This is a genomic window from Olavius algarvensis spirochete endosymbiont (assembly GCA_900608495.1).
Taxonomy (GTDB): Bacteria; Spirochaetota; Spirochaetia; order DSM-2461; family DSM-2461; genus UBA2779.
Genome location: UWYT01000178.1, coordinates 59,219 through 80,826 on the forward strand (window position 1 = coordinate 59,219; position 21,608 = coordinate 80,826).

Annotated in this window: 19 protein-coding genes; 8 read left to right on the plus strand and 11 right to left on the minus strand. The window is 44.9% G+C overall.

The window, feature by feature from the left end; translation table 11 throughout:
• Positions 1-84: 84 nt before the first annotated feature.
• The gene (locus S1OALGB6SA_RS04510; protein ID WP_195910300.1) at positions 85-1,899 is read right to left on the minus strand and encodes a heavy metal translocating P-type ATPase; all 1,815 of its coding nucleotides are present in this window, start codon (positions 1,897-1,899) and stop codon (positions 85-87) included.
• A gap of 154 nt (positions 1,900-2,053) precedes the next feature.
• Positions 2,054-2,398, minus strand: a complete 345-nt coding sequence (locus S1OALGB6SA_RS04515) for an ArsR/SmtB family transcription factor (RefSeq protein ID WP_230204414.1) — start codon at positions 2,396-2,398, stop codon at positions 2,054-2,056.
• Positions 2,399-2,599: 201 nt separating this feature from the next.
• Here S1OALGB6SA_RS04515 and S1OALGB6SA_RS04520 point away from each other — a divergent pair, with 201 nt between their 5' ends.
• The 3 genes from S1OALGB6SA_RS04520 (at position 2,600) to aspS (ending at position 6,962) form a co-directional block, all read left to right on the plus strand.
• Positions 2,600-2,842, plus strand: coding sequence for a FeoA family protein (locus S1OALGB6SA_RS04520; RefSeq protein ID WP_037564419.1), 243 nt, complete (start codon positions 2,600-2,602; stop codon positions 2,840-2,842).
• On the plus strand, positions 2,839-5,115 hold the full coding sequence (feoB, locus tag S1OALGB6SA_RS04525) for a Fe(2+) transporter permease subunit FeoB (protein WP_037564422.1): 2,277 nt from the start codon (positions 2,839-2,841) through the stop codon (positions 5,113-5,115). The genes S1OALGB6SA_RS04520 and feoB overlap by 4 nt, the downstream gene beginning before the upstream one ends.
• 77 nt (positions 5,116-5,192) lie before the next feature.
• Positions 5,193-6,962 carry an aspartate--tRNA ligase gene (gene aspS / locus S1OALGB6SA_RS04530; protein WP_037564425.1) on the plus strand — a complete coding sequence of 590 codons (1,770 nt, stop codon included), beginning with the start codon at positions 5,193-5,195 and terminating at the stop codon, positions 6,960-6,962.
• Here the strand turns inward: aspS and S1OALGB6SA_RS04535 are convergent.
• On the minus strand, positions 6,945-8,255 hold the full coding sequence (locus S1OALGB6SA_RS04535; protein WP_124032680.1) for a cyclic nucleotide-binding domain-containing protein: 1,311 nt from the start codon (positions 8,253-8,255) through the stop codon (positions 6,945-6,947). The genes aspS and S1OALGB6SA_RS04535 overlap by 18 nt on opposite strands.
• A gap of 121 nt (positions 8,256-8,376) precedes the next feature.
• On the opposite strand from S1OALGB6SA_RS04535, the gene S1OALGB6SA_RS04540 reads away from it, so the two are divergent.
• The 4 genes from S1OALGB6SA_RS04540 (at position 8,377) to S1OALGB6SA_RS04555 (ending at position 12,509) form a co-directional block, all read left to right on the plus strand.
• Entirely contained in the window at positions 8,377-9,558 is a 1,182-nt protein-coding gene (locus S1OALGB6SA_RS04540; RefSeq protein WP_037564430.1) for a 3-phosphoglycerate dehydrogenase family protein, read from the plus strand.
• A 55-nt stretch (positions 9,559-9,613) separates the two neighbouring features.
• The gene (gene deoD / locus S1OALGB6SA_RS04545; RefSeq protein ID WP_037564432.1) at positions 9,614-10,336 is read left to right on the plus strand and encodes a purine-nucleoside phosphorylase; all 723 of its coding nucleotides are present in this window, start codon (positions 9,614-9,616) and stop codon (positions 10,334-10,336) included.
• A 117-nt stretch (positions 10,337-10,453) separates the two neighbouring features.
• The gene (locus S1OALGB6SA_RS10790) at positions 10,454-11,485 is read left to right on the plus strand and encodes a peptidylprolyl isomerase (RefSeq protein WP_037564438.1); all 1,032 of its coding nucleotides are present in this window, start codon (positions 10,454-10,456) and stop codon (positions 11,483-11,485) included.
• Positions 11,486-11,498: 13 nt separating this feature from the next.
• The gene (locus S1OALGB6SA_RS04555) at positions 11,499-12,509 is read left to right on the plus strand and encodes a peptidylprolyl isomerase (protein ID WP_052080295.1); all 1,011 of its coding nucleotides are present in this window, start codon (positions 11,499-11,501) and stop codon (positions 12,507-12,509) included.
• Positions 12,510-12,526: 17 nt separating this feature from the next.
• Here S1OALGB6SA_RS04555 and S1OALGB6SA_RS04560 read toward each other — a convergent pair whose 3' ends face one another.
• Together S1OALGB6SA_RS04560 and S1OALGB6SA_RS04565 are read right to left on the minus strand one after the other, a co-directional pair.
• Positions 12,527-13,729: a TraB/GumN family protein gene (locus tag S1OALGB6SA_RS04560; protein ID WP_037564441.1), complete on the minus strand. Its 1,203-nt coding sequence runs from the start codon at positions 13,727-13,729 to the stop codon at positions 12,527-12,529.
• Between the two features lie 5 nt (positions 13,730-13,734).
• Entirely contained in the window at positions 13,735-14,943 is a 1,209-nt protein-coding gene (locus S1OALGB6SA_RS04565; protein WP_230204415.1) for a tetratricopeptide repeat protein, read from the minus strand.
• A 64-nt stretch (positions 14,944-15,007) separates the two neighbouring features.
• Here S1OALGB6SA_RS04565 and S1OALGB6SA_RS04570 point away from each other — a divergent pair, with 64 nt between their 5' ends.
• Positions 15,008-15,751 (plus strand): hypothetical protein, encoded by a 744-nt coding sequence (locus S1OALGB6SA_RS04570; RefSeq protein ID WP_195910301.1) that lies wholly within the window; start codon positions 15,008-15,010, stop codon positions 15,749-15,751.
• 294 nt (positions 15,752-16,045) lie between these two features.
• Here S1OALGB6SA_RS04570 and S1OALGB6SA_RS10180 read toward each other — a convergent pair whose 3' ends face one another.
• From S1OALGB6SA_RS10180 to S1OALGB6SA_RS04595, 6 genes are all read right to left on the minus strand, one after another.
• Positions 16,046-16,195, minus strand: a complete 150-nt coding sequence (locus S1OALGB6SA_RS10180; RefSeq protein ID WP_195910302.1) for a hypothetical protein — start codon at positions 16,193-16,195, stop codon at positions 16,046-16,048.
• 436 nt (positions 16,196-16,631) lie between these two features.
• A complete protein-coding gene (holA, locus tag S1OALGB6SA_RS04575) occupies positions 16,632-17,600 on the minus strand; it encodes a DNA polymerase III subunit delta (RefSeq protein WP_195910303.1) in 969 nt (322 codons plus the stop codon).
• 158 nt (positions 17,601-17,758) lie between these two features.
• On the minus strand, positions 17,759-18,184 hold the full coding sequence (locus S1OALGB6SA_RS04580) for a LexA family protein (protein ID WP_124032683.1): 426 nt from the start codon (positions 18,182-18,184) through the stop codon (positions 17,759-17,761).
• Complete coding sequence (locus S1OALGB6SA_RS04585; protein WP_124032684.1) at positions 18,181-19,548, minus strand: sigma-54-dependent transcriptional regulator; 1,368 nt, start codon at positions 19,546-19,548, stop codon at positions 18,181-18,183. Before S1OALGB6SA_RS04585 ends, S1OALGB6SA_RS04580 begins: the two co-directional genes overlap by 4 nt.
• Positions 19,545-21,293 carry a sensor histidine kinase gene (locus tag S1OALGB6SA_RS04590; RefSeq protein ID WP_124032685.1) on the minus strand — a complete coding sequence of 583 codons (1,749 nt, stop codon included), beginning with the start codon at positions 21,291-21,293 and terminating at the stop codon, positions 19,545-19,547. Before S1OALGB6SA_RS04590 ends, S1OALGB6SA_RS04585 begins: the two co-directional genes overlap by 4 nt.
• A gap of 47 nt (positions 21,294-21,340) precedes the next feature.
• Positions 21,341-21,607, minus strand: coding sequence for an HPr family phosphocarrier protein (locus S1OALGB6SA_RS04595; protein WP_124032686.1), 267 nt, complete (start codon positions 21,605-21,607; stop codon positions 21,341-21,343).
• Position 21,608 lies beyond the last annotated feature (1 nt).

A 21,608-nucleotide genomic window follows, 5' to 3' on the forward strand; every position in this document is an offset into this window, starting at 1 on the left:
CCTGAAGCGCGCCGGCCTCCTCACCATCCAATCCAGGCGTCTAAGCCCAGTCCGGCACCAGACTTTGTTTTTTCACAAACTCAGTCAAGTAGTTTTATCGAGCGTAGATTTCGATGCGAGTATCCGGAGCGAATTTAAAACCGCAAGTATTGTAACGCCCACATCGCCAATAACAGCCATCCACATTGGCAATTCAGCAAAGACTCCAAGCGCCATAAAAGCTGATTTCACTATCAATGCAAAGCCAATATTGGCAATCACAACGCGCCTAGTGAAACGCGCCAACTTGATTAGCCGTGGAACCCTTCTCGCATCATCATCCATCAATATCACATCGGCCGCTTTAACTGCCAAATCCGTACTTGAACTACCCATCGCCATTCCCACGTCAGCCCTAAGAATTGAAGGTGCATCGTTCAATCCGTCGCCAACAAATGCCACCTTCATTCCCCTTGGAACCGCTAAAAGCAGTTTCTCTAGAGCCGACATCTTGTCCTTTGGGCTTAGCTCAGCTCGAAAATCTTCGATTCCAACCAATTTCGCCAATCCAGCAACGTTATCCCGGCGATCGCCACTGAAAATAACCACACGTTTCATTCCCAGCCTCCATAGCTCAGCTACTGCGCCGATGCTACTCCCTTTAACCGAGTCGTACAGAATAAGATGGCCCGCATATTCTCCATCAACTGCCACATGAACAACCGTACCATCCTGAGTGGGTTCCGATGCGACAATTCCCCTGCGCTTCAAATGCTCCGCATTCCCGGCAACTATTTTTCTCCCTCCCAGAGTGGCAAGCACCCCATATCCCTTAATCTCTCTGAACGAATCACCACTCATCTCTTCGGTCATAGTCCCGAAATCACAGCCCCAACTCCTGGTATAAGCCTCGGCATTCTTGGCAACCTTCTCCCACGCCACCTTCACCGATCGTGCAATCGGATGATTGGATGCAGAGAGAGTTCTAGCCGATAAGTTCAGGAAATCTCGCTCATCCCAGGCCTTCTCAGTAATCAGCGACTGAAGTCTGAATTTACCCTCCGTCAGGGTTCCGGTCTTATCAAATACTACAGTCCCAATTTTACTAAGTGCGTCCAGCACATCCGCGCCTCGGAGCAAGGACTTATCCCGCGAGGCCCTTCCGATGCCAGCAAAGTACGCCAACGGCACCGAAACAACCAAGGCACAGGGGCAGGAGATAACTAAAAGAATCGTCGCTTTGTAAATAGAATCAGCAAAACTCCAGGTAGAAAGAAGGGGGATGACAATAGCGAGAAGCAATGCCATTCCCACAACAACAGGTGTATAAACCGCCGCGAATTTGCTAAGCAACATTTCTGTTTTCGCTTTCCGAGAGGAGGCCACCTCCAGCAATTTCTCTAACTTATAAATTGCACTCTCCGAAAAAATCCTTGAAACTCTGATTTCCAACCTGGAATCATGATTTATATAACCGGCACTCACTTCCCCACCAACTTCGATTCTGCGCAAAGTTGACTCACCAGTAAGAGTGGAACTATCCATCCAGGATTCACCGTTAATAACCACGCCATCCAGTGGGATAGCATCCCCAGGAAGCACCTCAATAACACTTCCAACCGTCACTTTACTGGGATCAATCTCCCGAATGCCTTCGTTTTCTACAAGCCTGGCAGTATTGACCCGCAAATTCAGGGCATTCTGTATGGAATTTCTGGATTTCGAAACAGCATGTTTTTGTAAGTATTCGCCAACAGAATAGAACAGCATCACCGCGGCAGCTTCCAGGAATTCGCCAATCGCGAAAGCCCCAATAGTTGCCAGAGTCATCAAGAGGAGCTCATTCACAAACTTGCCGCGTCGCATTTTTTGCACAGCTCCGAATACAATCGGATAACCCGCCAACACGTAGGACGTCACGAAAAACATCCGATACACCCAAGGAATCTCAAGTTGCAAATTCTTAGCAAGAATACCCAAAACAAAGCAAAACAAAGAGAAGATTAACCTCACCAGAATCCCACTCTTTCTCTCACCGGGTCTATTCTTGTCACAGCAGTCATTACAAACTGGTCTATTTATTGCGTCCTTCATTTATTTCCTTGCGGTGATCCACCGCCATTGTAATTAACCTCTCAACATGATGATCGTCCAAACAGTAGAAAACATGCCTGCCTTCACGCCTATATGCCACAAACTTCATCACCTTCAGCAATCTAAGATGATGACTAATCGCGGAAAGACTCATGTTTAGAAGCATTGATAACTCGTGAACACAGAGTTCAGATTTCGAAAGCAATTGAAGAATACGGACACGGGTTTCATCGGCCATAATTTTGAAAAGCTCTGATAGTCCTTCAACCTCATGCAGGCAACCACGAAGCTCTTTGAGCTCTTCTTCATGGGATATTTCGATCACAATTTTTCTCCTTAATGTTTTTTAGCACACTTAAGCAATTATTTAATTATGAATCATATTTGTCTTCATGTCAACCCAAATTTCTTTGATTAAAAAGATTGTTGACATAGCATGTATTAACTCTTAAAGTTAATTGGGATTAATTTTATTAACCGGACGAACTTTTATGAAAGTCGTCTAATCCGAATGGAAATGAGGAAAATGGAATTAACAGCAATAGACAAGGGTAAAAAGGCCGTGGTACTAAGAATCGAAGGTGGAAAGAAATACCGTGAAAAGCTGATGAATTTGGGCATCATTCCAGGCGTGCCTGTAAGGGTAATCCGCAGAGCAAGTCGGAATCCCATGCTCCTCACAGTGATGGACCGCCAAGTGATTCTCGGACACGACATTGCGGAAAAAATAATAGTTAACCAACTGCCACGTTGTGAGGTTTTTGCATGAATAGACTTTCCATCGCGTTAGTGGGCAATCCAAACAGCGGCAAAACCACCCTTTTCAACGACTTGACGGGTAGCATACAGCATGTCGGAAATTGGCCCGGGTTAACTGTCGAGAAGAAATCCGGCCTGCTACTGGGAAACAAAACGGTTGAGGTGATTGATCTTCCGGGAATTTACTCGTTAAACACACTTAGCGAAGATGCAGTAGTGGCCAGAAATTTTATCCTTTCAAATGAATCTAACTTCATAATCAATATAGTTGATTCCTCGAATCTGGAAAGAAATCTCTTCCTAACCCTTACCTTGATTGAAATAGGAAAACCTATGCTGCTGGTTCTCAATATGATAGACATTGCGATAAAACACGGGTTCAAAATCGATGTTGATGGCTTATCAGACGAGCTCGGTATTCCTGTTATCGTAGTTAATGCACTTAGAAGTACAGATACAAGAGACCTTCGTAGAGCCATCAAAAAATGCTTGTCGAATCCCAGAATTTCCAATTCGAAACCAGAGTACCCAAGGAGTATTGAAGAAATAATCGGGGAATGGTCTTCGAAACTGGGTAAGAATAGCAGATTCGACTCAATTCGCCTTCTTGAAGAGGATGATGAGACAAGGCAAAGAGTTATATCCAAGGGTTGCCTCAGTTCCGCTGAAATCGAATCAGCGATACGAAATATCAAGAAAACATGCATGGATACCCCGGATACGGTAATTACCAGAAGTAAGCATACTCAAATCTTGAAACTGATTAAGGCCAGAGTTAAGCAAAACCGATCCGGGAAGTCAGTCTCTATGATGATTGATAAATTCGTACTGAATAGCTGGCTGGGCATTCCGGTTTTTTTGGCGATCATCTACTTACTTTTTTGGGTGGTAATTCATGTAGGGGGAGCCTTTATCGATTTTTTCGATATCGTTTTCGGCGCAATATTCGTAGATAGCTCAGGCCTGCTGCTGACACGCTTAGGAGCGCCAGATTGGCTTAAGTTCATTTTGGCAGACGGACTCGGTGGTGGAATTCAAACAGTTGCAACGTTTATACCCATTATCTTTTCCATGTTCTTCATGCTCTCCATATTGGAGGAATCTGGATATATGGCTCGCGCATCTTACGTGATGGACAGATTCATGCGGTCAATCGGTTTGCCCGGGAAATCCTTTGTACCAATGCTAGTGGGATTTGGATGTACCGTGCCTGCCATACTGGCAACCAGGACACTGGAAAACAAGAAAGACCGTTATCTCACCGTATTTATGGCTCCATTCATGTCCTGCAGTGCACGCCTGCCGGTCTATGCACTCTTTGGCATCGCGTTTTTTGGCAAACAGGCTGGACTAATGATTGTAAGCATTTACCTTTTTGGCATTTTATTGGCCGTGATTACCGGTTTCATGCTGAAAAACACCTTGTTCAAGGAACCAGCGGCACCTCTTGCCATGATTTTACCACCTTATCATCTTCCAAAGATAGGAACCATTCTTCATAGAACCAAAATCAGACTGCAGGTTTTCATATTGCGAGCCGGCAAGGTAATTACAATAGCTGTGCTATTCCTTTCCTCCTTAAATTCGATGGGAACAGATGGAAGTTTTGGCAATGAGAATAGTCGTACTTCGGTGCTATCTGTCATTGGTAGGAGTATTACCCCCGTGTTTGCACCTATGGGGCTTGAACAGGAAAACTGGCCTGCCACCGTGGGGCTTTTTGCAGGAATTTTCGCGAAGGAATCCATAGTGGGCACTATAAACAGTCTCTATGAGCAAACCGCCACAGGCGAAGAGAAATCAGCAAGTCTAAGCAACACAAGGGAATTTCTCCAAACCATCGGGGAGGCCTTTAGATCAATTCCCAAGGGTTTATCCATCGCCCTCGGCGCTTTTGACAATCCCCTGGGAACCGAGATACTCAACGAAAGTGAAGAGGCAGTCGCCGAGGAAATCGGATCTTCTACTGGTACATTCTTAGTCTTGCGTCGCTCCTTCGGGAACGACTGGGTTAGAGCCTATTCGTATTTACTCTTTGTACTAATCTATTTCCCCTGTGTTGCCACAATGGGCGCGGCGATAAAGGAAATAGGTATCAAGTTTGGAGTTCTCTCAATCTGTTATCTCACCGTTTTGGCCTGGAGTGTCGCCACATTGTTTTTTCAGATAGCCCGGGGTCACAGTGTGCCAATGATAATTCTGGCACTCGCTCTTGTGCTTATTTTTGTGCCTGTTTTTAATCTAGTCAGAGACCTTCACATACCCCGCCGAAAAGGTAGCTAAGGCAATCTAAGGTATCTCAACGAGTTTGATGATTATGCAGCTTCACTGGATACCCGTCTCGTGATAAATTCCATCATATGTTTGAGTTAAAACGCACCGCAAATTGCGGACAACTTGGCATTGAAGATATGGGACGAACGGTCACCTTAAATGGCTGGGTTCATAGAATACGAAATCATGGCGGCATATATTTCATAAACCTGCGCGATCGCTACGGAAATGTACAGCTGGTTGTCGATGAACAGGCCTCAAGTGAAGTTAGAGCGATTGGCGAAAAACTGAAAATGGAATTTTGCATCGCCGTAAGAGGAACGGTGCGGCCACGACCGCAAAATATGGTGAATAAGGATATGCAAAGCGGTGCGATTGAACTGGCCCCGACAAAATTAAAGGTGCTCAACAGCTGCCCACCGTTACCCTTTGTGCTGGATGGCGAAGATGAGGCGAACGAAAATCTGCGTCTTCAATATCGTTACCTCGATCTTAGAACTCAAGGCATGCAGCAAAGACTCAAACTGCGGCATGAATGCACCTGGGCACTGAGAAAGTATCTTAACGAATGCGCGTTCTGGGAGATAGAAACACCCACTCTGATTAGATCAACTCCTGAAGGTGCCAGAGACTATCTTGTTCCCTCGCGCATCAATCCAGGTCATTTCTATGCCCTGCCCCAATCCCCCCAGCTTTACAAGCAGATATTGATGGCGGGCGGCATCGACCGCTACTATCAATTGGCACGCTGCTATCGAGATGAAGATGCCCGCGGCGATCGCCAGCCGGAATTCACTCAAGTAGACTTGGAAATGAGCTTTGTGGGACGAGATGACGTGCTTACAGTCGCAGAGGGTATGATGGCCAGAATCTTCAAGGAAATACTGGATATCAAGATTCCAATCCCATTCAAACGACTTTCTTGGCAAGAAACAATGGAAAACTATGGAACGGATAAGCCAGATCTTCGCTTCGGCCTGGAATTCACAGATTTCTCCCCCTTTGTAGCATCTTCGAACTTCAGTATGTTCAAGAAGGTTCTGCACTCAGGCGGTACAGTGAAGGCCATATTGGCGCCTGGTGCGGCGATGAGTTATTCACGAAAAAAGATTGCCGAAACTGAGGAAGTTGCCAAATCCCAAGGTGCGGAGGGGTTGGCGTGGATGAGGGTAAGCAATGAGGGTTTGGAGGGTGGGGTGTCAAAATTCTTTACCGGGCAGGCATCGAAGATAATCACAGAGCTTGAGGCTGAGGCCGGTGATCTTATTCTCATCATCGGCGCCGATCGGGAGATTACTCTTAGATCTTTATGTGAAATTCGCAATAGAGTCGGTTCCAATCTCGGATTAATTGAAGCCAATAGTTACAGCTTCTGTTGGATAATCGATTTCCCACTTTTTGAGAAAAATCCAGAGAGCGATACCTGGAAAGCAACTCATCACATTTTCTCCAAACCCCAAGATAAATTCCTCGACAGAATTGAAGATAATCCCGGAGAAGTGATAGGAGACCTATATGACTTAGTACTAAACGGTAACGAAATTGCGTCAGGTTCTGTCAGGATACACGAGGTGGAGTTACAGAAGCGCGTATTGAAATTGCTTGGTTTCCCAGAAGCTCAAGCACGGAAGCGCTTTGGTTTCCTACTTGATGCCCTCAGTTATGGCGCTCCACCACATGCGGGTATAGCCATTGGATTTGACAGATTGATGATGATAATTGCGCAGAAGAACACCATTCGAGAAGTTATCGCCTTCCCCAAAAACACACAGGGAATCAGCCCGATGGATAGAAGCCCCTCGACGATTGATGAGAACCAACTAACTGAACTCTACCTCTCATCGATGCCCCACTGACATCCCGGTAGCTATACTCTCATTGGAACGTACCAGCTTCTGCGCCAAAATCTTCAAGAGGAATACTGAATATTGGGGGTATTCCTTTATCACGTTGACAAAGTTCTTACGCGGAATTTTAATCACTTGCCCGTCGGTTCTTGCCACCACCGTGGCGCTCCTTGTGTTACCAAGAAGAAAGGACATTTCACCCATGAATATATCGGCCGGCGTAATGATTCCCACGGGATTATCCAGATAGTAGACGACATACTCACCGCTAGAGATATAGTAGATACAGTCTCCATATTCACCCGCGTACATCAAGGTGTCACCCTCTTTTACCTTAATCAACTCCTGATCTGAAAATCCAATCGGTGCTGGGTTCTCAATCTTTTCTTTCAAACCGACTTTCAGTGTAACCTGGTTGCCCTTCGTATTATAAACCAGTTTGTTCCCGCCAAGCTGCGCCATCAGAATTCCACGCCCATGCAGGCGTTCATGAGATTCTTGCTTCATTGTTCTATGATAAGCCAATACATCGAAGCCTTCACCTTCATCACTTATCGTGAACTTGCAAGACTTGTCGCCTATTTTCCAATTGAGCAAAACTTTTTTCGCCGCGATTACCGGGTCCTCGCAACGTTTCTCAATTAGCATATCTATGCTTGCGCCAGTTGCAAGCCATTCAGTTTTCTCTTGATAACTAATACCGCAGTTGCCGTGTTCGATAGCATTCAGTAATAATTCGCTTAAGGCCATCTGAACCGTGAAACGATCTTTAGATTCTAACTTGCCATATCTTACGAGGAAATTAGCAAGGATACCTCCGTATATTGGGATTAGCAGATAATCTTCGTTGTCGATTTCGAACTTCCCAACCATTCGATTGACAAGTTTATCAGCAAGAAAACCTTGAAAAATCATCCGACGATTATTATCGAGAATCTCTAGGGATTTGCCCAAATGACTTCTTATTCGACCGAAATCGACCAAGGTCAGCAAATTGATATCCCTGTTTTCGGCAATTATGGTTTCCTCCCTATCAACCTCAATGTTGTATAAGCCGATAATTCCGAAATTATGAAGCCAGGAATCCTGCATAATTGAGTCTCTGATTTTTGTGCTGTCCAGTTCTGAATCTGAAAAATTCACTATGAGCAGTTCCGGAGTTTCAAAATCCAGTATGTCAAGAATTGCCCTGTCAGTCGGTGGAAACCGAAGGGAAAACCTTCCTTTGAAATTTCTCTCTATTACATCCTGAATCTTCTTAACTATTTCTTGATTCGAGCAAGATACGACAATGCTTTCCATAGTGAAATAATGCCCTCGTTAGAAGTCTAACCCCTGATTCGATAAAAGGCAACTTGATTTCTACAACATAATAGCTATTGATAACATACAATATGTACCTATAACCTTGAGAGACGCTGCGATGTTTGATATCAAAATATACGACAACATTTCCCCGCTCGGACTTAGCCAATTTGATTCCGAAAAATACAGGCTGGGTAGAGATCTAAGCGCGCCCAATGCAATTCTCCTTAGAAGCCATAGCCTTTCTCCCATTGCAATTGAATCTAGCGTGCTGGCAATTGCCAGAGCCGGCGCCGGGGTGAATAGTATTCCAGTTGACATTTGCACCGAGCGAGGTATAACTGTTTTCAATACTCCTGGCGCCAATGCAAACAGTGTTAAAGAATTGGTTATCGCGGCCCTGCTTCTTTCTTCAAGACGTATTCATGAAGGAATCAACTGGCTTACATCCCAAATCAATGTTTCGCAGCTTACAGAAGCCATAGAGAAAAAAAAGTACTTGTTTACTGGTTCGGAGATAGCTGGAAAAAAACTTGGGGTGATTGGACTTGGATCTATCGGAGTTCTAGTAGCAAACGCCGCCGAACAACTCGGCATGAAGGTTAGCGGCTACGACCCCTTCATCTCCGTGAGCGCCGCATGGGGCCTGTCAAGCGGGGTAAGACGCTCCGAAAGCCTCAATCAACTAATGGCAAATAGCGATTATATAAGCCTCCATGTACCCTTAACGCAAGATACTGAAAACCTGATAAACGAGAACTCCCTGAAAAAAGCAAAACCTGGCCTTCGCATACTCAATTTTGCGCGTGATGGACTAGTTAATGCCGATGAAGTGAAAGCGGCGCTGAAAACTGGGACTCTATCGTGTTATGTTACGGATTTCCCCGTTCCTGAACTCCTGGGCGAGAAGGGCGTAATTCCCATTCCGCATCTTGGTGCCTCAACGACTGAGGCCGAGGAAAACTGCGCCGTTATGGCCGTGAATCAACTGAAGAATTTTCTGGAAAACGGCAATATCAGGAACTCAGTAAATTTCCCAAACTGTTCCCTGGAATCAACCGGTAGCATACGCCTGATTGTTGTAAATAAAAACGTACCAAATATCCTCAGCCAGATACTCTCGGTATTGGCGCAAGAAGGCTTGAACGTCGAGGACATGGTGAATAGGCATCAAGATCAAATTGCATACAACATAATTGAACTTTCACCTCCCCGTCTCTACCCTGATTCCATGAAACAACTGAATGCTATTGACGGCGTAATAATAACCAGACAAATATGCCGCGACATACTTGCCTAGCACAAACCTAATACTTATCCTAGTCAGATATCAAGCAATGTAAGGGAACAGAGCTATGAGTATTCACATAGAAGCCAGTAAAACCGCAGTTGCACCCAGAGTGCTCCTCCCGGGTGATCCATTGAGAGCCAAATTTATTGCGGAAAACTATCTGAGCGACACTAGACGATATAATGAAGTAAGGGGAATGTACGGGTACACCGGTATCTACAAAGGCAAGCAAATATCGGTTCAGGGCACTGGAATGGGGATGCCATCACATGCAATTTACGTACACGAACTAATCAATTTTTACGACGTAAAAACGCTGATTCGTATCGGCTCTTGTGGTTCGATGCAGCCGAACATCGGGTTAAGGGATATTATACTCGCCATAAGCGCATCAACGAATTCGGCCATAATAAACCGACGCTTCGATGGCATGAATTTCGCGCCCACAGCGAATTGGGAACTTATAACTGTCGCCACTAAGCATGCCCAGAACCTTGGTATCGATATCAAAGCAGGCAATATCTTAAGTTCGGATGTATTCTATGACGAAGATCCAGAATCCTGGAAAAACTGGGCCAAGTACGGAGTTCTCGCCGTAGAAATGGAAGCTGCCGCACTTTACACACTGGCATCACAATTCGGAGTGAGGGCGCTTTGTATTCTCACAGTAAGCGACAGCCTTGTTTCTGGAGAGAAAACCAGCGCTCAGGAAAGGGAAAAGAGCTTTACCCAGATGATGGAACTGGCCCTCGAAACTGCTGTCGAAATTGACACATCCCAGCCCTAGTTTAAATTTTGAGTTTATGCATAACGACACTAAATGCCAAAATTCGAATGCCTTGCTCGACAGTCGAGTGACATCACCTCATATACTGGCTACTTTGATTCCCATGGAGGATTACAAATGCACTTACTGGATTCCCGAGGTCTAGTGCTGTTTCCCACCCTCATCATGTTGACTACTATTGCCACTTCGTGCGCAGAGAACGATATCGAACTTGAAGACGGTCTGTATGCTGAAATTGTCAGCGAAAAAGGCATAATAGTGGTGGAGCTGTTTCCAGACAAAGCGCCCCTTACAGTTATGAACTTCGTTGGACTTGCCGAGGGCGAGCTTGATTTCGCCAACAGCAAGGGTGCTTTCTACAGTGGGCTTACTTTTCATAGAGTAATAGAGGGATTCATGATACAAGGCGGTGATCCTGAGGGTAATGGCACTGGGGGGCCTGGATATACATTTTTAGACGAGACAGATAACAATCTTGTTTTTGACAGTCCAGGAATTCTGGCCATGGCCAATGCAGGTTCTGATACAAATGGGAGCCAATTTTTCATAACACAAGTACCAACCGAGCATCTTAATGGGAGACACACCATTTTTGGAAAAGTTGTGAGGGGCCAGAATATTGTCGACTCGATTGAAGAAAACGACATCATCAAGAAACTTAGGATACGGCGTGTGGGTTCGGAGGCAAATGAATACAAAGCTAGTTCCTCCGCTTTCAGAAAAATGGAAGAGGCACTGATCGTACGACGCAATGCAGCGAGTGAAAAACAGAACAGCGTTGTGATGAACAAGATTGCCAGTCGCTGGCCGAACGCAGTGCGTGATGATAAAACCGGAATTTTTAAGGAGATTAAAACAGAGGGGTCTGGAGTCAAACCTACCGCGGGCATGAAGGTTAGCGTCCACTACATCGGAACCATGATTGACGGCACTCAGTTTGATAGTTCCAGAGATCGAAACGAGGCAATCGAATTCATTGTGGGGGTTGGTCAGATTATCCCAGGATGGGATGTGTCGATAATGAATATGAACAAAGGAGAGCGAAGTACGGTAATAATACCTCCTGAAATGGGTTATGGCTCGCAAAGCATTGGCCCCATACCCCCTAATTCCTGGCTAGTATTCGATATCGAATTACTTCATTTTTAGGATTCTTTGTCTGATGAGAAAGCACTTTGTCGCAATTCTACTAATTATTTCCACTGTCCTTTGGGCTTCCGGCTCAACGGAAAAACTGCCTCCTGGACTCTATGCCCAAATCAACACAAACCGAGGGAAGATGATTTTCATGCTCACCCTGGATGAAACACCTCTAACAGTCGCAAACTTTTGCGGTCTCGCCGAAGGAACCATATCCAATAAGTTATTTGACCCTGGGATACCATATTTTGACGACCTCTCCTTCTATCGAGAAGCTCCGAACTACGCGGTTTTTTCGGGGGATCCTCTGGAAAATGGAACAGGAGGTCCTGGATACAGCATCCCCAGAGAAACGCAAACTCAAATCAGCGCCTCTGAACCTGGAATACTGACAATGGACGGATATATAACCGAATCTGCAGGCAGTCGCTTCTTCATCACACAGCAAGGCGACCGCTTTTTAGATACTAAATACACGGCATTCGGCAAACTGGTTTCAGGGAAAGGGACGTTGATGAGAACGCGCAAGGGTGACCGCATAGAATCGATACGAATATTGAGAATAGAAATACCTGCCATTACTTTCGACGATGTCAAGTTTGCAGAGCTGTATGAGGCGGCCAGATTGGCCGAAATCGAAAATCTCAAAGAAACTAATCCGAATTTGGCGAGAGCAGTTATCGATTTGGGCGATGAGAGGGAAAAAACTCCAACAGGAATATATTTCGCCGTAAAGGAAAAGGGAAGCGGCGAGAAGCCCGTTGCTGGTTCCAGAGTATCTGTGCATTATACTGGAATCTTGCTAGACGGCACTGTTTTCGATAGCACCAGCACACGAGATCAAACCTTTGATTTCACTTTGGGCCAGGACGGAGTAATCCCGGGTTGGTTCGAAATGATAACAGATATGAATCCAGGCGAGATTAGGCAGGTGCTCATTCCGCCATATTTGGCTTACGGCGACAAAGGCTATGGACCCATAGAACCCGATAGTTGGCTACTTTTCGAGATGAAGCTGGTTAGTTTTTTTTGAGAGTAGCAGGTAAAAGGCTAACTCCCGGCAATTGAGGTTAACCAGGGAATCGCTATGAAGGTTCCCACGCTGCTACCAACCGAACTCAAAAGAAACACCATCAGAATGCGAGTAACTCGATTCCTGTACCAGCCTCTTATTCCAAGGATATCTGACTTCAAATTCTCCATATCAGAAACACGCGGCGTGTGAAACATATATTCAAGAAGTCCGGCCACCATGCCGACACCAATCGTAGGATTTAACGAAGTAAGCGGTGCTCCAAGAAAGCTTATCAGAATAGTCAAGGGATGGGCTAACGCCGCCAAAGCTCCCACTGCGGCTAAAACGCCGTTGGTAAAAAACCAGATTTTGCCCATTTCAAGCACCCTTTCGAAATCGGACCGGTAGATACCAAATGCAAAGAGTCCAATAATCAGCGAAGGCAAAATCCATGGTAGGATTTTGCCGTACCATTTTCGCGGCGGAATTATTTCCAACTCCTCTGTCTCAGGACTTCTTTCGCTAGCAACTATTTCACCCATGAGTTTCACTATGCCCGGCGCATGAGCCGCGCCAACAATGGCTAGTGTCTTTATTCCAGGAGAACTGATTATCTTCGACGCCAAATAAAAATCTCTTTCGTCTATCAACACTGTTTTGATAGCAGGAAGATATCTAGCTAATTCACTCATCATATTTTGCATCGCATCAGCTTCTTTGAGTTTCTCAATTTCTGCGGGTTTTGCTCTCTCGCTAGTTAGTACAGAGGCTATGAGGGAGGAAATTAGCTTTAATTTAGACCAAAAACTACTCAATCTCCACGCACGGCCCAAAGTCGTCTGTATCGACCTGTCACAGCAGGAAAAAGATATGTTCCTTTCTCTAGCCGCATCGACAGCTGCCTTCATTTCCATACCAGGCTGAACACCTGTATCCAATCCCATGCGCCGCTGAAAAGACGACAAGGCTAGATTAGCCAGCAACATGAAACCCTGACCCCTCTTCAGGACATTTCCAATATCCGTACCGGACCACTTACCTTCATCATCCATATTTTTCAAGCGGCCCTCGTCCATCTCCACACAGACATGGTCTGGAGTCTCGATAACTATTGATTTCTCGACTTCGGCCAGGCTCTCGGCAGAAATATGAGCGGTTCCAAGTAGAACTATTTCTCTATCGCGGATCCTTATCATTGTCATGGTTTCCGAAATCTTCTCGGTACTAAACACCTTCATTGATTTCACATTCCCTCAAGGGCCGCCCAGGCTAAATCGTACTCCATCTTCCCCGTCCGCATTTTCAAGCGTTCATAAACGGCAATGGCTGCCGAAGTGTTGTTTACAGATTCATATATTGCACCCATATAATACCACAGTCTTTCGCGGAGTGATTCGTCAGTCTCCTTGTTCAGAGTGCTTATTGCATAATAGTCCGATTTTCTTTCGGCACAAAATCTTATAACCTCGTATTCTGTCTTTCCAATCTCAAGGGTTTGCAAAATTTGCTGGAAAAGCTCATCTGCCTCGTTTGTTTTCCCCAAACGAAATTTTGACATTGCAACCATCAACTGCAGGGTGTAGTCCTCAGGGTTTTGCTCCGCTGCCTTTGCAAACCACTTCTCGGACTCCGAATACTCGCCGGCCATCCACTCCAGTTTTCCAAGAGGCATGTAGGCCCAGAAGTATTCTGGACGCTGTTCAATCACTCTAAAATAGTAGTTTCTAGCCTTTGAAAAACGACGCTGCTCATCATGAAGTCCGGCAAGATAAACCAAGGCAAAAAAATTATCCGAATCCAGTCTCTCAACATTCTCTAAATCTGCCAAAGCGCCTTCGTAATCCAAAAAATATCGAAGCCGAATTCTGGCCCTGTCCAAATAATGCCATTGGACATCCGGTTCCAGTTCTATTACCTTATCCAAATCGAGTTCGGCATTTTTGTAGTTCCTTAGAGCCAAATTTATTCTGGATCTGTCCACACGAGCATAGACATATCCAGGATCCAGCTTCACCGCCTTGTCTAGCAGCGTCAAAGCTAAATCCAGTTGTCCAGATTTTGCCTTAATCCAAGCCATTGCGCTTAGCGCTTCGACATATTCGGGGTTAATTTCCAAGGCCCGCTGTAGATATGTCGCGGCTTCTTCCCAATTTGAATTTTCGATAGCCAATGTTCCGCGAAACGTCAATATCTCTACCTTACTATCGTCCAACTCAATCGCCACTTCAATAGCGAAATCTCTCATCTCAGTATTCCCCACGGCGTGTTCCAATAAAGCGAGATTGTACCATGCCATGGAATTCGATCGATTGTTCTCGATTAGCTTATTCAGCTGAATTCTGGACTCGTCATATTGTCCTGCATTGTAAAGGAGTACTGAATAAATCAAACGGGATTCGTCGTCAAGGATATCAATGCCTCTTGCCTCAAAATCAGAGATAAGTGTATCCAAATTATAGGTCCGCTCGGCTGCAGAAGTATCTCGTTCCATTGAAAAACACGAGTAGATGAAGAGCGTGAAGAGACTGGCTGAGAATGATGGGAGTATTGAAGAGAGACGAAACATAGAATCCCCTTGTTCGGAGCCAATGATAGCCGACCTGCGAATATACAAGCAAGCTTGCCGAATAAACTCATCGTTGTTAACATTGGAACCGATGAGTCGGCTACCTCTTGGGAGGATATATTTCCCCTTAGCCTATATATTGCTGGCAATTGGGTTTCTAACAATTCACTATACTAGGGAAAAGCATTTCAGTGCCCTGGTTGACGGAATTGAGATTAGGGGGAAATCCACTGTCGGTACTATATTTTCGTCACCCAAAATTAGAAAACTGACAGTGAATGCTGCCGGTTTGGAATTGTTGTTTAGTAAGTTGAATACAGCCGCCCTTACAACCGAAGACGAAATCCGTCATCGCTTAGTGATAAACGGATGGAGCAAGGATGAAAACTCCGTCAATATAATCCTCAGCGACGACGTAGGCATCAAAATCAGTTCGAACGCGTATGATAGAGCTCTTAATCTAAGTACTATAATCCCCGCAACAATTCCGCCGGTTAAATTTGCCGAATTCCCATTACAGCCTGCCAACAGTGCAGATGTAAAGTTTCTTCAGAACAATACCCTTGCAATTAAACTAGATGACATCGAATATGTGGTAACTCTTCCACCAAATTCTCTTTGGGATCCGAAGCTGCGGCGATTGATTGTAAACGCCGAAATAAATCCCACTCTCGAACTTCCCGATATTCAGTAAGAAGCCAGAATAAGTGCCATCGAGTGATTAAATCAGAACAGCTCTCCTTCGGGAACAATTCTGTAATACTGCCGCCAGCAGGTGAAGCGCCGATGCCCGCAGAAGGTGGAATACTCGCATAATTTCAGGTTCTTGGAACGATGAATTGACGGCTGTCATATTAATCAATGCGCTGCAAACAAGACAACTGCAATCTCAAATTTCGAGTATCGGATTTGTAGTCACGCTGGGGGCCGTTGGACGACACTCGAGTTTCATTATGGGAAGCAACCGTTAGGATAGGAAGAAGCATGTTCAGGCCTTGGAAACAGTCACAAGAAGTATTTCTACCGAATCAAAAGGTAACCAACCCAGTTTCTCATAAATGGATTTATCGCTTAGTTCACTATGCGAACTAAGATTCACATCTGAAGCGCGACTCGCTTCTTGAGCTTGATTAGACAAAATCCCCTCATACATAACTCCAACAAAGAAATCCTAAGGTAGATTAGCTCCAGGAAGCCGTGGACCTATCGCTAGACGACGATAAAAGTAATCCTGAGCTTAGAGGCAGATATTGAAAGAATGTCCCGGATTGACGAAGGTTTGTAGCTATTCAATACAAGATGACCAAGTGAACATAGAGTCGTCTATTTCTGCAACTCGATTACTACTAACCGAATCCGGGTTAAACCAAAGGAATAGACAGTTTCAGTTCGGTATATCCGAACGAAATCAAGTAAATAAACGATCAAGTTTTTGAACGCGGGACTGCGCGGATGTATCATGATGAGCAGCGAAAGATACCCTAAGTTCAGCCACAATGCAGAATGAGAAAGCATCCGGATACTTCACCGTATCCCGCAAAATTCAAATTTCTTAACTCGTGAGGGGAGCTGGACTAATGATGCCCACCGACTACTCTGCAGAGCAAGATTTCCGTCTTGGATTTGCGCAATTCCCTAGGGGCATTACGCAACCAGGATTCAAGGTCGACTAAGCTTCGTATTGCGGAATCCAATTCGGACTTTCGGTAATTGCGGACACCATCCATATAAGTGTTAAGAACCCTTTTCCCACGCCCCAGTCCCAATTCAGTGGCCACATTTTCTGGTGTCAGTCCCCCTGATAGCAATGATGCAAAATCACTCAAGCGGACTATAGAACCAATCAGCATCGAGAAAATTCTATCTCCAGCATTTGAATCCGAACAGTTGTTAAGGGCGTCCAGAACACCGTTCAAGTCTCTTCGGCAAAATCGCTCAAAGAGGCTAAAACCTGTTTCCTTCCTACTGTGTTCCAGAATTTCATCAACATCGGATTCCAGAATAGTTTTTTTGGAATCCATCGAGAATGCCAGCAGTTCACAAGCCTCACGAAGGAAGTCGCTGATACCTTCAGTTATATCAAGTAAAAGATCAATGGCTGCCTCTTCGGCCTTCAAACCCTTTTCATTCAGAAATCTCCTCACCCAACCTCTTTTATCTCGTTCAAACATTTCCCAAAAAACTTCTATTGCTTTTTTGGGCAACACATTCGCTAAGGTTCTGGGGTACCCCCGAGATCCGGGAATCTCATCGCAGGTGAATATAAGAATTACTTCCGGAGACGGGGTATCTATATACTGCTTGAAAGTGCGTACATCATTTTCTCCAAGAGCCTGAGCTTCTGCAACAATCACCAGGCGCCCCATGGAGAAAAGAGAACCGTTTAAGAGATCCGATACAATATCCGAGGCCTGACTATCATACGGGAAATACTCATAAATCTCCGGCGCTTCTCTGTTCCTATCATGAAGAGCCTGTTTAATAGACAGAATTCTATTACGTTTATGTCCAATTTCTGGTCCCGGGAAAAAGTATACAGGCAAAAGTGTCATCATCTAGAGCTGGATTAATATTAACGAATCAGAGTCACCAAAGGCTTCGGTGCACGTGCAGTGTAACAGATAAGCTGGATTTTTGCCCTGAAGAGGCATACATTTTTTCATTCTGTAAAACCGGATGACAGTTTCATCAACCATTATTGTTATCCATTCTCCATTTGAGTCTGATAGTTGGATATCGCAATATCTCTATCCGTAATTCCAGCGTCAGTCATGCTGTCATTCTCATTAACATGCAGGGTAAATATTCGATCCCTATCGACAACCGGATTGGGAAGATGATGAAGCCGTTGTTGTTTTCTTACAGTGGAAAGAGGAACACCGGTCGCAATACTGCTGAATAATAGTATCAACACCTGTTGATCTCGTCGGTTTCGCGCGGTGTTATGAGATTGATTGCTGCCGCAGGATATAAATTCTTCCAACTGCTTTATGTGGCAGTAGACACCTTTGACAGAGATACTGATATCATCGGTAATCTCTTCGGAAGTTAGAGAGTACTCATTGTTTCTGAAAAAAGACTTAATGATATTGAAGGCTTCTGCCTGTCTTCCAGTGGGTGCCTTCATTTCTTAATCTCAATTCTATATTTTTTTATTTTACCATGCAGGTTGCTGGGATATACTCCCATTGCTTGCGCGGTCTTTGCGATGTTGAACCTGTTTTCCTCTAAGCACCGCTCCACCATTCGCTTCTCGAATAGATTCTTCGCCTCACTAAGTTTCATCCCCTCATACTCTTGATACAACGAAGCCTTGGAAGGCTTCGATCTTGCTTCGCCAAGGTAAAAACGGGCCGTTTCCTCTGTCACCTCAGCCTCATCAACCAATATAGTAACCCTTTCAATAAAATTCTTCAGCTCACGGATGTTTCCTGGCCAAGAATACTCCATAAGCAACCTCATCGCTTCATCGGTAAATCTCAGTTTTGGAACATCATTTCCACTCCTCATTTTTTTATGGAAATAATCAATCAAAATGGGTAAATCGTCTTGTCTTTCCCTTAAGGAAGGCACGGAGAGGGGTATCACATTCAATCGAAAGTAGAGATCTTCCCGAAAATTCCCCCCTTCAATCTCACGGATGATATTCTTGTTAGTAGCGCTAATAATCCTAACATCAACATGCAGCTGCTCTTCTCCGCCGACTCTTTCGAAAGTCATTTCCTGAATTGTTCTAAGCATTTTCGCCTGTGCTTCAAGAGTCATATCCGCAACTTCATCAAGAAAAAGAGTACCACCGTCAGCAAGCTCAAATTTCCCTCGCCGCCTAGCAACCGCATTTGTGAATGCACCCTTCTCATGCCCAAAGAGTTCACTTTCTATGAGATTTTCGGGAATTGCTGCGCAATTAACCTCGACAAACGAACGAGATGATCGATTGCTTTTCGAGTGAATCATCCGCGCAACCAATTCTTTTCCCGTTCCATTCTCGCCAAGTATCATTACTCTCGAATCTGAGGGAGCGCTCTGCGCGATAATCTCACGAATTTTCTGCATCTTCTCGGTATTGCCAATCATCTCATCTTCGAGAAATTGATTCTTGCGCAGAGTCGCGTTTTCCCGTTTAAGGAGTTCCAGCTGAATGCTATGTCGGGCAAGTGTAACCACCCGTCCTAAATCCAAGGGTTTTTCGAGATAGTCGTAAGCTCCAAGCTTAATCGCCTTTACCGCTGTTTCCACTGTGGCATGTCCGGATATTATTATCACCTCTACTTCAGGCCGGGTGGACTTGATTTCCATAAGAACATCGATTCCCCCCTTGCCAGGAAGCCAGACATCAAGGAATACGATGTCAATTGGATGCCTTTGAAGCAATTTCAAGCCCTCTATTCCATCACTTGCTACATATACTTGGTAACCTTCGTCCCTCAAGATATCTTCAAGCACGTTCTGAATAGCACTCTCGTCGTCTATAATGAGTATGCTGCTCATAATTCCTCCCTTGCCGGCAGTGCTACATAGAATGCTGTGCCCTTGCCAATCTCAGATTCAAACCAGATTTGACCATGATGATCGTTGACAATTCTTTGCGCCACAGCCAAACCCAACCCGATGCTCCGCTCACGGGTAGAATTATAAGGTTGAAATATCGATTTTGCCCGCTCAAGGAGAATTCCTTCGCCATTGTCCAACACAACGAGATGGATAAAGGGAACGGTTTCGCTATGAATCATATCCAGCTTAATCGTAATCTCCGTGGAATTTGCTTCCAATGCGTTCATTATTAAATTTGATATCACTCTCCCAATTTGTCGTGCATCGGCCATTATTATCGGCAATATCACCTCCCTGGGTACTAGCAACCACTCTATCTCTGGATGTATGGCTCTAAATTTCTCGAAGATGTCGGTTGTCAGGTGCTCAATATCCAATCTCGAACGTTTGAGTGGACCGCCTCCAGCAAAATCTCTGAGATCTTGTAACAACTTATCCAGGTTATTAACCTCACGGAGTATAAGTCGAGAGGCTTTTTGCACAAGGCCTATGTCCAGTAATCCATCTTTAGCCTTTCCCAAAATTCGTTGGGCAGAAAGTTTAATGGGCGTTAGGGGATTTCTTAGTTCATGAGCCAGGCGTTGAGAAATAACCTGCCAGGCCGCAAGTCGTTCGCTATGAACAATCTTAGCTCGATTCTCTGAAAGTCCGTTAATCATCTGATTAAAGGGCTTTGTCAGGAAATCAAGTTCCTTTCCCTCTGAATCGGGAATTTTGAAACTGTAATTCCCTTCAGAGATTTTTTTTGTTGCTTCGCCAAGAACAGTTAAGGAACTCACGAGCATATCGTTTAGTGCAATGCCGGCAAATATGGCAATTAGAATCAACGGGCCTGTTATGAGAAGTACAAAAAACCCTAATAAACTCTTGATAGTTCCCCGAATTCCATCGCGACGTTGCCATCCATCATGAGCCGTGATTATCCGACTTACATTTGTTTCGAAATCTCTAGCCAGTGCTGAGGTGAGAATTATTCTGCGATTATCCCTGAAGCTTTGCCAAGAAAGGACAGTTTGACCATCCACGTTTCGCACAGGCAGAGCCCCTTCCTCGTTGTACTTCCCAAAATCTCCCGGAGGGAAGAATAGTTCAAAATTCCCCATCATACGCCCCCTCCCACCTCCTGTAATCTGAATGGCGTCTAAGTAAGGCGCCACATCCCGAAGCTCACGCCAGACTTGGCCGGCATCACGGCTTACATCATTTAAAAGGAGGCTCAGGTAATCGCTTTCGACTAGATTCTCAAGACGGCTAAAAGCATCTTTTTGGTATTCTGACGATAGATGCTCGCCGGCTTCCAGCGCCAAACCGTTTTCCGGAGCGAGCCACAAATCAATTGAGGCATTAAGAAGAAAGATGGGAAATAACCCCGCTAGAAGAATTGCGCTGAACATAACCAAGGCGAAAAGTCCTGTCAGCTTAAGCTTCAATCTATAACCCGGAACACCATGTCTCTTCCGTCGGAAAAACTTGGCCCAAATAATTGCGGAAATGCTTAGGAGTATCGGGGAGATGAGAGTCGATGAAATTAAAATCGCTGTAGAGTCCCCAAGTGCCGCACCTCTGATAACCGTGTTAAACACCTGAGCCGCCCAGAAAAGAATCAAAATAGTGACGGCAGTATAAACTACGATGATAAGACTTACATACCGGGAAGTGGTAGGAGAGGGATTACTTCTCATATGCAAATAATTCCCAAATCAATCTTAGGTTGAGAAATCTCGGCAAGCTACTCTTCCTTGAATTTATTCTCGAACAAACGGGAAATCTCTATAACAGCGTCATCTTCATCAGGTCCTTCAGCACTTAGCGCCAATTTGGTTTGATAGGTGGCCCCCAGAGTTAGTAAATTCATGATTGATTTCGCGTTAATTTTGACATCATCCTTCTCAATCCAAATTGAACTTTCGAATGCTTGAGCGGTTTGTACAATTAACGACGCGGGTCTAGCATGAATGCCCGCCCTATTTAGTATTGTCACAGTACGCGTAGTCATT

What these genes read in the sequence shown, in the direction of transcription:
- S1OALGB6SA_RS04520 (WP_037564419.1), top strand. Translation starts at nt 2,600, where the DNA reads ATGGAATTAACAGCAATAGACAAGGGTAAAAAGGCCGTGGTACTAAGA.
- feoB (WP_037564422.1), top strand. Translation starts at nt 2,839, where the DNA reads ATGAATAGACTTTCCATCGCGTTAGTGGGCAATCCAAACAGCGGCAAA.
- aspS (WP_037564425.1), top strand. Translation starts at nt 5,193, where the DNA reads ATGTTTGAGTTAAAACGCACCGCAAATTGCGGACAACTTGGCATTGAA.
- S1OALGB6SA_RS04535 (WP_124032680.1), bottom strand. Translation starts at nt 8,255, where the DNA reads ATGGAAAGCATTGTCGTATCTTGCTCGAATCAAGAAATAGTTAAGAAG.
- S1OALGB6SA_RS04540 (WP_037564430.1), top strand. Translation starts at nt 8,377, where the DNA reads ATGTTTGATATCAAAATATACGACAACATTTCCCCGCTCGGACTTAGC.
- deoD (WP_037564432.1), top strand. Translation starts at nt 9,614, where the DNA reads ATGAGTATTCACATAGAAGCCAGTAAAACCGCAGTTGCACCCAGAGTG.
- S1OALGB6SA_RS10790 (WP_037564438.1), top strand. Translation starts at nt 10,454, where the DNA reads ATGCACTTACTGGATTCCCGAGGTCTAGTGCTGTTTCCCACCCTCATC.
- S1OALGB6SA_RS04555 (WP_052080295.1), top strand. Translation starts at nt 11,499, where the DNA reads ATGAGAAAGCACTTTGTCGCAATTCTACTAATTATTTCCACTGTCCTT.
- S1OALGB6SA_RS04560 (WP_037564441.1), bottom strand. Translation starts at nt 13,729, where the DNA reads ATGAAGGTGTTTAGTACCGAGAAGATTTCGGAAACCATGACAATGATA.
- S1OALGB6SA_RS04580 (WP_124032683.1), bottom strand. Translation starts at nt 18,184, where the DNA reads ATGAAGGCACCCACTGGAAGACAGGCAGAAGCCTTCAATATCATTAAG.
- S1OALGB6SA_RS04585 (WP_124032684.1), bottom strand. Translation starts at nt 19,548, where the DNA reads ATGAGCAGCATACTCATTATAGACGACGAGAGTGCTATTCAGAACGTG.
- S1OALGB6SA_RS04590 (WP_124032685.1), bottom strand. Translation starts at nt 21,293, where the DNA reads ATGAGAAGTAATCCCTCTCCTACCACTTCCCGGTATGTAAGTCTTATC.
- S1OALGB6SA_RS04595 (WP_124032686.1), bottom strand. Translation starts at nt 21,607, where the DNA reads ATGACTACGCGTACTGTGACAATACTAAATAGGGCGGGCATTCATGCT.